Below are 14,033 nucleotides of genomic sequence, written 5' to 3' on the forward strand. Positions count from 1 at the left end.
GTGCGAATCCTCACCATTGACACCTCCGCCGTGGCCAGCGCCGCGCTGTTGGATTTTGACCCGCTTAACCATGTTCGGACAACGGAAGTGGTCGCCAACTTTGCCACCGCCGACACGCGCAGCCATGCCGAGGTGCTGGCACCGGGGGTGAAGTCCTTGTTCACCGACCCGGTCGTGGAGGGCCCGGCCCTTGACGCCATTGTCGTCGGCACCGGTCCGGGCCCGTTTACCGGCCTGCGCTCGGGCATCGCCATGGCTCGCACGCTGGCGTTCACCTGGGACGTGCCCCTGTTTGGCTTGATGAGCCTGGACGCTCTGGCGCACCAGGTCTTCGATGCGCCGGCCTACCGTGACGGCCGCGCCGTCGGCCCCCTGGCCATGGGGGAGTTTGTGGTTGCCACCGACGCGCGGCGCAAGGAAGTTTATTGGGCACGGTACAGCGCCGGAGCGAGCCTGCTGGAAGGCCCGCATGTTGGCCCTGCCGCGGAAATTTCCGGCGGCCAGGTCTTTGGCGCCGGTGCGGGGCTGTACCAGGACGTGCTCGAGGCCAACGGTGCCAGGGTGTACTCCTTGTTTGCCGACGCCCAGCCGACAGCGCTTGAGCTGGGACGCGCCGCTGCGCGCAGGATCACCGCTGCGGGGTCCCTCGAAGGTGCCGGTTTCCTGGACTCAACGCCGCTGTACCTGCGGGAATCAGACGCCAAGGTGCCGGGGCCACGGAAGCGGGCCCTGTGATGGCCAACCCCGAAACCGGCGGCCCCGACATCGCCAGCGCTGATTTCGGCGGTGCTGCCGGGCTCCCATCCGCGGCCCCGGCCGCCGTGCTGCGCGACATGGTTGCCTCCGACATTGACTTCATCACGGCCCTGGACAAGACGCTCTTTGGTGTTGATTCGTGGCCGCGGCAGATGTTCGTCGATGAACTTGCCCAGCCCGAAACCAGGCGGTACATCATCGCGGAACTGCCGGCCGCCGTCGAACATGGCGAGGCAGCGGCCGCGGAAGGTGTGCACAACAGCGGCGGCCTTGCCGTGGGATATGCGGGATTGATGTGCCTGCCGCCCATCGGCGACATCCAGACGATCGGGGTGCTGCCCGAATTTGAAGGCCGCGGCATCGCCCGGGCCATGATGGACGAACTCATCGCGGAGGCCGTCCGACGCGGGGCCGGCGAAATCATGCTGGAGGTCAGCTCCACGAATCCGCGGGCGCAACGGCTCTACGAACGCTACGGCTTCACCCACATTCACGCCCGGCGCAGGTACTACCGGGACGGCTCGGACGGGCTGATCATGCGCCTGACCCTGCCGGCGCCGGGCACCCCCACCATGTCAAAGGACCACTCATGAACCACGCCAAACCGCTGATCCTGGGGATTGAATCCTCCTGCGATGAAACCGGCGTGGGCCTGGTGCGCGGCACCGAACTGCTGACCAACACCGTCTCCACCTCCATGGAAGAGCACGTCCGCTTTGGCGGGGTCATCCCCGAGATCGCCTCCCGCGCACACCTGGACGCTTTTGTTCCGACCCTGGCGCAGGCACTGAAGGAGGCCGGGGTGACCCTGTCCGACGTCGACGCCATCGCCGTCACGAGCGGGCCCGGCCTGGCCGGCGCGCTCATGGTGGGTGTCAGCGCGGCGAAGGCGCTGGCGCTCGCCACGGGCAAGCCGCTCTACGCCATCAACCACCTGGTGGCCCACGTTGGCGTGGGGCTGTTGGATGAATCCATCGCCGCGGCAACTCAAGGCGGCGCCCTGCCGGAGAACCTCGGAGCCCTGTTGGTGTCCGGCGGGCACACCGAGATCCTGCGGGTGCGCAGCATCGCCTCCGACGTGGAACTGCTCGGCGCCACCATCGACGACGCCGCGGGGGAGGCCTTTGACAAGGTTGCCCGGCTGCTGGGGCTGGGCTACCCGGGCGGACCGGCCATCGACAAGCTGGCCAGGGACGGGAATGCCAAGGCCGTCAGGTTCCCGCGCGGACTGACCATGCCCAAGTACATGGGAACGGCCGAAGCACCCGGCCCGCACCGCCATGACTTTTCCTTCTCCGGGCTGAAGACCGCTGTCGCCCGATGCGTCGAAGGCTATGAGGCCAGGGGCGAAGAGGTGCCCGTGGCCGACATTGCCGCCTCATTCCAGGAAGCCGTGCTTGACGTGATCACGGCCAAGGCGGTCCTTGCCTGCAGGGAAAACGGCATCACGACACTGCTGCTGGGCGGCGGGGTGGCCGCAAATTCACGCCTGCGCGAGCTGGCGCAGCAGCGCTGCGCGGCGGCCGGGATCGCCCTGCTGGTGCCCAAAATGTCGCTGTGCACCGACAACGGTGCCATGGTTGCGGCCCTCGGGGCGCAACTGGTGATGAACGGCGTCGCACCCAGTGACCTGGCGTTCGCCCCCGACTCCTCGATGCCCGTGACAAGCATCAGCCTCTAGCCCCACACCGACGCTCGCGCACATCCGGGGTGTTTTGAGGAAACGCTCGCTCTCTTCCGGGGCAAATTAGCTGTGGGAAGTCCGACGGCGGAGCCTGGCCGCACGGTAAACGATCCCCACCGCGAACATCACCAGCCCGGCCAGCACCGCCTCCAGCGGCAGGGTGGCCACCAGCGCCACGCACGCCGCCGCGCCCACCAGCTGCAGATACTTAGGGTGGCGGCGATCGATTGCCGGCTGGGTGAACGCGGCAACGTTCGCCACAAGGTAGTAAACCAGGACGCCAAAAGATGAGAAACCAATGGCGCCGCGCAGGTCCGCGAAGGCAATGATCACACAGATCACCCCACCCAGGACGAGTTCGGCCCGGTGGGGCACCTGGAACTTGGGATGGATGGCGGCAAACCAGCGGGGGAAGTCGTCCTCCCGCGCCATGGCCAGCGACGTCCTGCCCAGCCCGGCAATCAAGGCCAGCAGCGCACCCAGGGACGCCAGGGCTGCGGCAACCCGGACCACCGGGGCAGCCCAACTCCACGTCCCGGCAGCCACCGCATCGGCGAGCGGCGCCGCGGTGGAGGCAACGCCGTCGGGCCCCAAAACCGCAAGCAGCGTCAAGGCCACACCGGCATACACGGCGGCCGCGATGGCCAGGGCAATGAGGATGGCGCGCGGGATGGTGCGGCGGGGATCCTTGACCTCCTCACCAAGCGTGGCGATCCGGGCGTACCCGGCGAAGGCAAAGAACAGCAGCCCGGCCGACTGCAGGATCCCGTACCAGCCGTGCGAGAGCAGCCCGCCGCCCGGAAACATGTCCGTTCCGGCCCCGGGAGTGCCCGCCCACGCGGCAGCCACGGCCAGGGCCAGCGCCGCCAGGACGGCCGCCACGATGATCCGGGCCAGGGCTGCGGTCCGGCTGATGCCCCGGTAATTCACGGCCACGAGAAGCACGACGGCGGCAATCGCCACCGGCCGCTCCCACCCGGGAGGTGCGGCGTAGGCGGCAAAGGTCATGGCCATGGCGGCGCTGCTGGCCGTCTTGCCGATCACGAATCCCCAGCCGGCCAGGAAGCCGGGCCACGGTCCCAGCCGCTCGCGCCCGTAAACGTACGCGCCGCCGGAGGTGGGGTAGGCCGCGGCGAGCTGGGCGGTGGAGCTGGCATTGCAGTAGGCCACGAACGCGGCGACGGCCAGCCCAACGAGCAGGCCCGAGCCGGCTGCCTGCGCCGCCGGGGTGAATGCGGCGAAAACTCCTGCGCCGATCATGGAGCCCAGACCGATGGCGACGGCGTCGAAGGTGCCCAGCCTGCGGGACAGGCCCGCAAGAGTGCTCATGGGTTTGTGGCCTTTCGCCCGCCGTAAATGATCAGCTGCGAGGCTAGCGGACGCGAGTGAACGCCCGGTGAACAGACGCGCTCGCAGCATCGGCTGGATTCCCACAACCGCCCGATCGCCCTGCTGCCCGGATGGGGCGCTCTTCGGGCCCCTTCGCCAGCTGCGGGAGCGCTTATTTTAGGGGGAGGCGGGCAGCGTGAGCACCATCGTGGTGCCGGCGGGGCCCGTGGCCGCTATCTCTATGCTGCCCCCGGCAGACACCGCAATCTCACGGACGCGCGCCAAGCCCAGGCCGTGGCTGCGGCGGCCGCCGGCGGACGGCATGGTGGTGTGGGCGAAACGGTCAAACACCCTGGCCGGGTCGATGCCCACGATGCCGCTTCCGGTGTCGCTGACAGTGATCAGCACCCTTCGCCCGTTGCGCATGGTGGCGACTGTGACACGCCCGCCCTCGGGTGTGTGGTTGAGCGCATTGTCCAGCAATCCGAGAACGGCCCGGCGCAAACTGTTGGCCTGGATGCGGACCTGTGGGGTGCCTTCACGCGTGGATTGAAGCTGGATTCCCCGCGAAGCAGCAAGGGTCTGCAACCCTGCGGTCACCTGATCCACCACGGCGCCGACGCCCAGCGGTTCGGCGGCTGGATCCGCTTCCCCGGTGGCTGCCAGGAGGAGTTCCTGCACCGTGGCCGACAGTGCGGTCGTGTCCTGGCGGATCTGGCCGAGCAGCCGGGCCGCATCGCTGCCCGGTTCCACCTTTTGTTCGGCAAGCTGCACCCTGGAGTCCAGGATCGTCAGCGGCGTGCGCAGCTCGTGGCTGGCGTCCTGAACGAAGCGGCGCTGCAATTCCAGGGCCCTGCCCAACGGGCGGATGGCGCTGCGGGCACTGAGCCAGCCGATGGCCCCGGCCGCAAGAATTCCGGCGAGGCCGGCCACAACCATGGCCTTGATCATGTCATTGGATTCAACGTAGACGCGGGCGGAGGTGTCCGCGGCTGCCACATCCGGGTGGTGGGACAGGTAGAGCAAGTAGAGGGAGGCTGCGATGATGACAGCCACCACCATCAGGGCGATGGCCACGGCAATCCGCAGCCCCACCGTGAGGGCGGCGCGGCGCAGCTGGGGAGTGTCGGCGCCTGAGGGCCGCGTTGCCGTGAACGTGGCCATGGAATGTGGAAGTTTCATGCGCCGTCGCCAATCTGGTAGCCGATGCCGTGCACTGTGCGGATCACGCTTTTGGACGGCTTTTTACGCAGGTAGTGGATGTAGGTGTCGATGACGCTGGGTGAATCGTCGGGGTGGAACAGGCCCTGCAGCAGTTCCTGGCGGGTGAACACGCGGTCAGGTTCGGTGGCGAGCAGGGCCAGGAGTTCGCTTTCCTTGGCAGTGAGCCCAACATGGTGGCCATAGCTTGACTGCACGGAACGGTTGCCGGGGTCAAAAAGCCAGTCGCCCACACTCAGCTGTGCCGGGGCAGGTGCAACGACGCGGGTCATGGCGCGCAGCCTTGCCCTGAGCTCCCCCGCGTCAAAGGGCTTGGTCATGTAGTCGTTCGCTCCGGCGTCGAGCCCGGCAATCTTTTCAGCCGTGCTGCCCAACGCGGTGAGAATAATGGCCGGGGTGGTGACTCCCTTGCGGCGCAGCGCCATCACCAATTCCAGTCCGTCCATGACCGGCAGCCCGCGGTCAATGACCATTGCCTCCCACCTGGCGGTGAGCCCAAGGTGCAGCCCGGATTGGCCGTCGGCCGCAAGCTGGACGTTATAGTCCGCGGCCAAAAGCTCCGCGATCAGCGGCCCCAGGACGGGATCGTCTTCAACCAGCAGGAGCCGCGGCCGTTCAAGGTTGTGCATGCTCCCTATTGTCCCCCGCCGGATTCTCCCCCGCGGGGTTGTCCCCTGTGCGGCCCTGTTTGTCGGCAGCGGACTTGGTCGTGGACGGTGACACGGACGGTGACGCGGACGGGACAGCGGCCCCGTCGTGCACCGATGCCTTGGCCGCGCGGCGCTTGTGCAAGAGGCTGAACAAGCCGGGAATCACTGATGCCAGGACCAGGAGGATCGCGATGATGTCGATGTTTTTGGCGATGATTTCGTAGTGCCCAAGCCATGTTCCCAGCATGACGATGGATCCAGCCCAACCAACGGCACCGGCAATGTTCCACAGCGTGAACTTCTTGTAGTTGTAGTTCGCCACCCCGGCCACCAGCGGCGCGTAGGTGCGGACCACGGGGACGAAACGGGCCAGCACAATGGCCCAGCCGCCGCGCTTGGCGAAGAACTCCTCCGTCTCGTGCAGGTATTTGGTCTTGAGAATGCGGGCGTCGTCCTTGAACCAGCGGCGGCCGAATTTGCGCCCCAGCAGGTAGCCCACCTGGTCGCCGGCAATGGCGGCCAGCACCACGACGCCGATCAGCACCGGAAGGGGGAGATTGAGCTGCTGGTGCAAAAGCCCCGCAGTGAAGAGGAGCGAATCCCCGGGGAGGAAGGGAAACAAGAGCCCGGATTCAATGAACACGATCAAGGCCACGACGGCGAGGGTTGCAGGCCCCAGACCGCTCAGGAGGGCGGCCGGGTCAATAACAGAGAACAGGCCCGCGGCCTGGGTGCGTGCGGGAACCACGGTTCCAACGGCAACGCCGTGGACGGTGACGAGACCTTGCAGTGAAGGAACGAGCAAGTGCAGCAAAACGGTGCCTCGATCAGGAATTCGGGTTGGCGGCAGCAGTGGACGGGCCTGAGTTAACACTAGACCCGTCAGTGCCACGGTCAACGGCAGGGTGTGCAATGCCACGGTGCCCAGTGGCACGTGGCTCAGTGACAGGGTGCTCAGTGGCTGGGGACGTGGTGACTGGCCCCCACCGGCCAAGCAGCGGTATGCGCGGCAGGACATGCCCTTGAAACCTGTTCCACAAAGCTGCGAACAAGAAGACGGCAGCGCTCGCAGCCAGGAACGACGCGACGACGTCGCTGGGGTAGTGCACACCAACATAAAGCCTTGACCAGGCCACCACAACGGGCACAGCCACGGCAAGCAGTGCGGCAAGCCGCGCCCACCGCCCGTTTCTCAGCAGGAACCAAAAGGCCCAGGCCAGACCAACCGCAAGCGCAACATGGCCGCTGGGGAAGCTGTTTGAGCCCGTCTCCGGGGCAAGCGGGTCAACGAGCAGCACAGGGTTGGGGCGCTGGCGCTCAACGACGGCCTTGAAGAACTGGCTTGAAAGCCAACCGGCAGCCGCCACTCCGCCAAAGGCGAAGGCGTTGATGGGCGAGCGGCTCACAAAGAGCAGGAACAGGCAGACCACGGCAATCAGGACAAGACCGCCCAGCGGTGAAAATACTGTGTTCAGGACCATGGCCAGAACCGTCAAAATGCCTGCATGGTTGCGGCTCAATTCCTGATCAACGGTGAACTCGCCAGCACTGAAGTCGGGTGTGCCAACCGCGTAGAATCCGAGGGCCAGCACCGCGACAGACAAGACTGCCACCCACAACCCCCAAAATGCAGGCTGCGGCAGCACCGCCAAGCGCGTGCGGCGGGCCGGCCCGGCGTCGTGCGGTGTGGTGCGGGCAGGATTCATGGCTGAACTCTCAGAGGCGGAGCGGAAAGGCATGCTTCCACTGTCCCGCACACGATCTAAGAATTTTCCAAGAACCGCCCCACCCAACGAGACGCCCTCGCCCCTGTGGGGCAGTTTTCGGCAACGTTCCCACATTGTGCTGCGGGAGCGTTGCCGAAAAATCAGCCACAGCTGAGAGAGCGTATCGGCTTAAAGCCCCAAAGCTGAGCGAGCGTTTGGGTTAGAGGGCGGCGATTCTCAGCACCAGGGTCCTCGCTTCCGGACGCAGGGCAAAGTCCGGCCACACATCCGGCCCGCAGGCACGCGACCCCAGGCCATGCTGTGCGGCGTCAAGATACAGGTAGCTGCGGCTTGCGGCCGGCAGCTCGTGCGGGTGGCCGGCGACAGCAACTTCCTGCGCCGTGTGCCGCGCCAGTGAGAAGCCCGGGCGCCGTCCCAACGCATCCGGATCGGCCTCGATGCGAAGCCACGGAGCCCCTCCGCGGGAGAGCTCCAGCTCGCGCAGTTCGCTGCGGTGCCCGGTTTCCTGCGGCCGGGCGTAAGGAACATTGAGTTCATCAAGGGAGCCGCTGTGCCGTCCCACAACGGACGCCTGCATGCTGTCCGGGTAGGATTCCCGCGGGCCGGCACCAAACCACGAGGCACCGTCAACGTCCGTGGGCAGGTCCAGGCGCACGCCGATCCGGGGGAACACCAGATCCCAGCCGGCGCTGGGCGTGATGTCGAGGCGCAGCCACAGCACCTCGCCGGCCAACTGCCAGGTTTCCTCCACCGCAACGTTGTCCCCGTTGTCGGCGGCGGCATAGCGGGTGCGCACCCGCAGACCGTTCGGCAGTGCGGCAACGTCCTCAACCCGGCAGGTCAGCCGGTCCAGCCCGGCCTGTTTCCACACGGACTCGGACGACGGCGCCGGCACGCCCCGGCCGCTGTTGAGCCACGGATCTTCCGGACCGTAACTGCCGAACCCCGCGCCCTTGTCATTGTCTGTGGGTGCCCGCCACAGCTCGAGCCGGGGACCGGACACGGCCAGGCCTGCCAGCGAAACGAGTACTCCGGCGTCGAACCTGGCAGGGCCAAGCTCAACGGGGGCGGCGCCACTGACGGGTGCAGCCGGGCGGGGTGCGCGCGGTGCCGATTGCGGTGCCGAGAGATCGAGCTGCGTTTCGGCCAGCGCGTGCCCGGCAAGAGCCCACCCGGTGGCGTCGCGCAGCACGGCCACCACCGACAGCCACGTTTCGCCGTCCGCCGCCGCAGCGATGGGCGGCAGCGTGAAGGTGGCGGATTCGCCGGCCTGCAGCGGCCCGCTTTCGCCGTCGAGAGCCAGCTCGCCCGAGGCGGCATGGCTGCCATTGTGCTCCACCCGCCAGCGAAGCACGACGTCGGACGCGTCAGCCGTGTGCCGCAGGTTGGCTGCCGCAAGGGTCGGCTTGCCGTCGGCATCCAGGGTCAGTGACAGCCGGATGGGGGAGACGATCTGCTTGTATTCGTATAAGCCGGGCGTGGGGGTGGAATCGGAGAGGACCATGCCGTCCATGACGAAGTTGGAATCGTGGACCACCTCATCAAAGTCGCCGCCGTAGGCAAAGAACTCCGTGCCGTCCGCGGTGCTCGTGCGGATGCCGTGGTCGCGCCACTCCCACACAAAACCACCATGCAGGCGCGGATATTTATCCACCAAATCCTCGTACTGGTCCATGGCGCCGGGACCGTTTCCCATGGCGTGGACATACTCGCACAGGATGAACGGCCGCGTGCGCTGGCGGGCCGATTCGGCCGCATCGCAGCCCAGAAGCAGCGCATGGGAATCGTTGCGCCCGATCGAATCCGTCTCCGGGATGGAGGAATACATGCGGGAGTACACGTCCGTGTAGGCGCCGGTGTAGTCACCCTCGTAATGGACGGGGCGGGAGGCGTCCCGGGCGTGGGTCCAAGCTGCCATGGCGGCCAGGTTGGCGCCCGTGCCGGACTCGTTGCCCAGGGACCACATGACGATGGAGGGGTGATTCTTGTCCCGCTCGACCGTCCGTTCCATCCGGTCAACGAAGGCGTCGCGCCAGGCGGGGACGTCGCTGGGGTTGTCCACCCAGCCCTGCCGGTGGAATCCATGGGTTTCCAGATCGCATTCCAGGATGACCCAGAAGCCCATCTCGTCGGCCAGGTCCAGCAGGCGCGGGTGCGGCGGGTAGTGGCTGGTGCGGATGGCATTGACGTTGAAGCGCTTCATGAGGGCCAGGTCCTCGCGGGCGTCGGCTTCGTCAAAGACCCGGCCGCGATCGGGGTGGGTCTCATGGCGGTTCACGCCGTGGAACACCACGCGGCGGCCGTTGACCAGGAACTGGTCGCCCACGATCTCCACCGTGCGGAAACCCAGGCGCAGGGAGATGCTCTCCGATGCGCTGGACACCGTTGCTTCGTAGAGTCGGGGGAGCTCGGCTGACCAGGGCTCCACGTTGTCCACGGTCACCGGGGCCACCTCGGCGGCGGAGTTCCAGATGACATTGATGCCCAACTCCGGCACGGCCAGGGTCACCGGGAACGCCGCTGCGTCGGCGGTGATTTCCGGATCGATGCTGCCGGATCCTGTGCCTTTTTCCGCTCCGGTCCCGGTGCCGGCGGCGGCCCAGCCGGTGCGCAGCCAGACGTCGTTGATGCCGCCGGCGGGGCGGGCCTGCAGCGTCACATCGCGGAAGATGCCCGGCAGCCACCACTGGTCCTGGTCCTCCAGATAGCTGGCGGCTGACCACTGGTGCACCCGGACCACAAGGACGTTGGCGCCGGGGCGCAGCACCCCGGCGACATCGAATTCCTGCGCGAGCCGGCTGCCCGAGCCCACTCCGATTTCCTGCCCGTTCACCCACACCTTGTAACGCGATTCGACGCCGTCAAAGCGCAGGGTGAGTGCCGCCGTCGTACCTTCAAACCAGGCGTCGGGAACGTCAAAGCTGCGGCGGTAGTCACCGGTGGGGTTGGCGTCGGGGACGAAGGGCGGATCGACGGGGAAGGGGTATTGCACGTTGGTGTAGATCGGGCGGCCATATTTACCCTCTCCATGCAGCACCCAGTGGGACGGGACGGGCAGGGTGTCCCAGGCGGAGTCGTCGAAGGATTCGGCAGCCACACCTTCCACGGATTCCCCGTCGGGCAGCACGGATCCGGCGCCCGGGGTTCCGGGGGCGGCCGGAAGGAGCCGAAAGCGCCAGTCCCCGTTCAGTGAGAGCGAGGGGGCGTCGGAATTCAGCCAGGAACGGGCCGGCACACGCAGGCCGGAGCCGGGGCCCTGGTCGGTGATGTACGAAACGTCTGCGGGGGTCACTATTTTACGGATCCTTCTGTAAGGCCGCCGCGCCAGAAGCGCTGCAGCACGACCATTGCGATGGCGAGGGGAATGATGGACAGGAGCACGCCGCCGGTGGTGAGCTGGTAGAACTCGGGCAGGCGGTTGACCTGGGTCAGCCAGTTGTTCAATCCCAGCGTAATGGGGTACAGCTTGGTGTCGGAGAGCATGACCAGCGGCAGGAAATAGTTGTTCCAGACGCCCACCAGCTGGAACAGGAACACGGTGACCAGCGCCGGGGTGAGCATGCGCAGCCCCACAGTGTGGAAGATCCGGATCTCGCCGGCACCATCGAGGCGGGCCGCTTCGAGCAGGGCGGGATCAACAGTGGCCTGAGCGTAGATGCGGCACAGGAACAGCCCAAATGGGGAGACCATCGACGGCAGCAGGACGCTCCAATAGGTGTTGGCCAACCCCATCTGGCTGAAGAGCAGGAACAGAGGCAAGGCCGTGGCCGTGCCGGGCACTAGCACGCCGCCCAAGATGATGCCGAAGACCAGGTTGTTGCCTTTGAACTGGTATTTGGCCAGGGCGTAACCGCCGGCCGCGGCAATGTAGGTGGCCAGCACGGCGCCGATGCCGGCATAGAGCACCGAGTTGCCGAACCAGCGGACGAAGATGCCGCCGTCGTAGCTGAGCACCTGGGACAGGTTGTTCCACAGGTTGAATTCGGCGGCGAAGGCAAAGCCGTTGGTGGCGAACAAATCCGCGGTGGATTTGGTTGATGCGACCACTACCCAGTAAACGGGTGCCAGAAAGTACAGGGCAGCCACCACGAGAATGCCGGTGACAAGGATGGTGGTGCCCTTGTTGCGGCCCGGTGCCTTCGTCCGTGCTTTTGTCCGTGCCACGGGCTTCAGGGGCGTGTTGGTCAGCTGTGCTGTCATGATGACTTCCTATTCGTGAACGCCAGGAAAGCGAAGGAGAGCGCAAAAGCAACCAAGGCGATGAGCACGGCCTGGGCGGCGGCCACGTTGTAGTCGTTGTACGCAAAGGCTGTGGTGTAGGCGCTCAGGTTTGGCGTGTACTGGCTGTCAATCGCCGGGGACACTGTTTTGAGGACCTGCGGCTCGGCGAACAATTGCAGGGTGCCGATGATGGAGAAGATGGTGGTCAGCACCAGGGCCGGCTTGATCAGGGGCAGCTGGATGGACAGCGCCACCCGGACCGGGGATGCGCCGTCCATTTTGGCAGCCTCATACACCTCGGTGGGTATGGCCTTGAGCTGCGCGATGATGATGAGCATGTTGTAGCCGGTGTAGCTCCACGTGACAATGTTGGCGATCGACCACAACACGGTGTTCGGCCCCAGGAAATCGGGGGACAGGCCGAACCAGCCGGCAATATCGATCAAGGGACTCAAACCGGGCACATACATGAAGGACCAGAGGATCGTGGCGATCACCCCGGGCACACCGTAGGGCAGGAAAAAGGCTGCCCGGAAGAAGCCGGGCCACCGTGCCGAGGCAGATTCCAGCAGCAGCGCCAAAATGGTCGCCATGATGATCATGACCGGGACCTGGACCACCCCAAAAAGGAGCATCCGGCCCATGGAAGCGATGAAGTTTCCATCGGCCAGTGCCTGGGCGTAGTTGGACAATCCGGCAAAGGTGCTCGTAATGCCGGCCTCGCCAAACAGGCCGCCACGCGTGACCTTGGTGAAGCTGGAGAGCACGGCAGCAAGGATGGGCAGGATGAATGTCAGGACAAAGAGGGCAAGGAACGGCGCCAGCAGCAGCCAGGGGGCGCGTCCGACGGCGGATGCCCGCCCTCCGCTGTTCCGCCGGCTGGGGGAGGGGGCACGTCCGGGACGGCTCGGTGCCCGGCCGCCGGCTGTTGCGCCGGCCGGCTCGGTCCTTGGGGGAGTGGTGGTCATGCCGATTCCTTCCTGATGCTCAGGCCGCTGTTCTTGAAGACGGTCATGATTTTCTGTTCCGCGTCAGCCACTGAATCCACGAGGCTGGTTCCTGATGATTTGAGCCGGAATCCGTCGCTGAGGATGTTGAATGACTGCTGTTGTGAGGGCCACCAGGACCACTGGGTATTTTGCTCCAGCGCCGCCGGGGCGAAGACGTCCTGGTTGTAGTTTTGGCCGCTGAAGAAGTCCGAAGGCTGTTGGCGCGTGGTGCCAATAACGTCCGGGACGGGGGACCAGCCGATGCCGCAGTGCTCGATTTCGGCGTCGATGCCTTGCTGGGTGGAGGTCAGCCAAGCCGCGAATTCCAGGGATTCGCGCGGGTGCTTGCTGTTGGCCAGGACGGACACGGCGGAGCCGCCCAGGTAGCTGGAACCAAAGCCGGCCGAATCCCAACGGGGCATGGCAGCCACCTTCCACTGGCCGGCACCGCCGCTGATGCCCTGGACGAGGGCGTCACCCCAGCTGGCCGAGGTCAATGAGGCGATCTCTCCCTTGCCTGCGGCCGCAAACCAGCCCGGCGAATACGCGCCAAAGTCGGTCTGGACAAGGTCCTGGTCGATGGCCTTGTCGAAGAACCGGGCGACCTTCAGGGTTGCGTCGTCGGTCATGTTGATGACCCAGCCGTCCTCGTCGGCCCGGAACCACTGGGCACCCGCCTGTGTGGCCAGGGCTGTGAAGAAGCCGGCTTCTGCGAGCGGGAAGCAGTCCATGTAGGTCTTGGCTTTGCGGAGCTCCGCGGCCACCCCGGCCCACTCATCCCAAGTGGCTGGGGCCGTGGCACCTACCTTGTCCAGGACAGCGGGTTGGTAGAACGTCGCCATGGGCCCCGAATCCTGGGGGATGCCGTAGACGCCGCCTGCGTAGCTGGTCTGGTTCCACAAGGTCTTGTCATAGCGGTTGGCGAACTCATCTGAACCGTAGCGGTTGAGGTCCACCAGGCCGTTCACCATCATGAAGGAAGGGATGACTCCGTACTCCACATGGGCCAGGTCGGGCCCGCCCCCGGCTGCCAGCGCAGAGTACAGCTTCGGGTAGCCGCCCTGGTTGCCGCCGGGGATCCATACCGTCTTGACCTGCACATTGGGGTTGGCGGCATTCCAGATGTCCGCCACCGGCTGCAGGTTCTTGAGCCAGGACCAGTATTCAAGGGTGATCTTTTGGCCGGAGGCCGAGGCAATGGTGGGGGCTGCGTTCACGGACCGGGTTCCCGGCGTGGCGCAACCGGACAACAGCCCAAGCGCGGCTGTGCCAAGGCCGCCTTGCAGCAGCTGCCTTCGTGTTATGGGGGGCATAGCCTGCTCTCTCACTTCGTTGTGTGGGCCTGGTAAGCCCTCTGGGTGAATCTAATGCCGTCGGGTCCGGAGCGCCTTTTTTTGGGGACGGGAGAAAATTTACCACAAATCTCGAGTGTTGACTCGAATTTCAATAAATTTAT

General features: G+C 65.9%; 12 protein-coding genes. 3 read left to right on the forward strand and 9 right to left on the reverse strand.

The features are described 5' to 3' along the window. The 3 genes from tsaB to tsaD are packed head-to-tail and all read left to right on the forward strand — an operon-like array spanning position 1 to position 2,437. Positions 1-735, forward strand: coding sequence for a tRNA (adenosine(37)-N6)-threonylcarbamoyltransferase complex dimerization subunit type 1 TsaB (gene tsaB, locus ACT3TS_RS01800; protein WP_444529770.1), 735 nt, complete (start codon positions 1-3; stop codon positions 733-735). Further along, positions 735-1,349: a GNAT family N-acetyltransferase gene (locus ACT3TS_RS01805; RefSeq protein ID WP_444529771.1), complete on the forward strand. Its 615-nt coding sequence runs from the start codon at positions 735-737 to the stop codon at positions 1,347-1,349. The genes tsaB and ACT3TS_RS01805 overlap by 1 nt, the downstream gene beginning before the upstream one ends. After that, positions 1,346-2,437, forward strand: coding sequence for a tRNA (adenosine(37)-N6)-threonylcarbamoyltransferase complex transferase subunit TsaD (tsaD, locus tag ACT3TS_RS01810; RefSeq protein WP_444529772.1), 1,092 nt, complete (start codon positions 1,346-1,348; stop codon positions 2,435-2,437). The genes ACT3TS_RS01805 and tsaD overlap by 4 nt, the downstream gene beginning before the upstream one ends. A gap of 66 nt (positions 2,438-2,503) precedes the next feature. Here the strand turns inward: tsaD and ACT3TS_RS01815 are convergent, their stop codons facing one another. From ACT3TS_RS01815 to ACT3TS_RS01855, 9 genes are all read right to left on the reverse strand, one after another. Continuing rightward, complete coding sequence (locus ACT3TS_RS01815; RefSeq protein ID WP_444529773.1) at positions 2,504-3,769, reverse strand: APC family permease; 1,266 nt, start codon at positions 3,767-3,769, stop codon at positions 2,504-2,506. A gap of 177 nt (positions 3,770-3,946) precedes the next feature. After that, positions 3,947-4,951, reverse strand: a complete 1,005-nt coding sequence (locus tag ACT3TS_RS01820) for a sensor histidine kinase (protein WP_444529774.1) — start codon at positions 4,949-4,951, stop codon at positions 3,947-3,949. Continuing rightward, positions 4,948-5,619, reverse strand: coding sequence for a response regulator transcription factor (locus ACT3TS_RS01825; protein ID WP_444529775.1), 672 nt, complete (start codon positions 5,617-5,619; stop codon positions 4,948-4,950). The genes ACT3TS_RS01820 and ACT3TS_RS01825 overlap by 4 nt, the downstream gene beginning before the upstream one ends. Then, a complete protein-coding gene (locus ACT3TS_RS01830) occupies positions 5,606-6,454 on the reverse strand; it encodes a DedA family protein (RefSeq protein ID WP_444529776.1) in 849 nt (282 codons plus the stop codon). The genes ACT3TS_RS01825 and ACT3TS_RS01830 overlap by 14 nt, the downstream gene beginning before the upstream one ends. A 13-nt stretch (positions 6,455-6,467) precedes the next feature. Continuing rightward, positions 6,468-7,346: a phosphatase PAP2 family protein gene (locus ACT3TS_RS01835; protein WP_444529777.1), complete on the reverse strand. Its 879-nt coding sequence runs from the start codon at positions 7,344-7,346 to the stop codon at positions 6,468-6,470. A 220-nt stretch (positions 7,347-7,566) separates the two neighbouring features. Further along, positions 7,567-10,662, reverse strand: coding sequence for a glycoside hydrolase family 2 TIM barrel-domain containing protein (locus tag ACT3TS_RS01840; RefSeq protein WP_444529822.1), 3,096 nt, complete (start codon positions 10,660-10,662; stop codon positions 7,567-7,569). Continuing rightward, positions 10,659-11,567: a carbohydrate ABC transporter permease gene (locus ACT3TS_RS01845; protein ID WP_363843461.1), complete on the reverse strand. Its 909-nt coding sequence runs from the start codon at positions 11,565-11,567 to the stop codon at positions 10,659-10,661. Before ACT3TS_RS01845 ends, ACT3TS_RS01840 begins: the two co-directional genes overlap by 4 nt. Next, on the reverse strand, positions 11,564-12,556 hold the full coding sequence (locus tag ACT3TS_RS01850; RefSeq protein WP_444529778.1) for a carbohydrate ABC transporter permease: 993 nt from the start codon (positions 12,554-12,556) through the stop codon (positions 11,564-11,566). The genes ACT3TS_RS01845 and ACT3TS_RS01850 overlap by 4 nt, the downstream gene beginning before the upstream one ends. Next, positions 12,553-13,890: an ABC transporter substrate-binding protein gene (locus ACT3TS_RS01855; RefSeq protein WP_363843464.1), complete on the reverse strand. Its 1,338-nt coding sequence runs from the start codon at positions 13,888-13,890 to the stop codon at positions 12,553-12,555. The genes ACT3TS_RS01850 and ACT3TS_RS01855 overlap by 4 nt, the downstream gene beginning before the upstream one ends. Between the last annotated feature and the right edge of the window lie 143 nt (positions 13,891-14,033).

This window comes from Specibacter sp. AOP5-B1-6 (assembly GCF_052376555.1).
Lineage (GTDB): Bacteria > Actinomycetota > Actinomycetes > Actinomycetales > Micrococcaceae > Specibacter.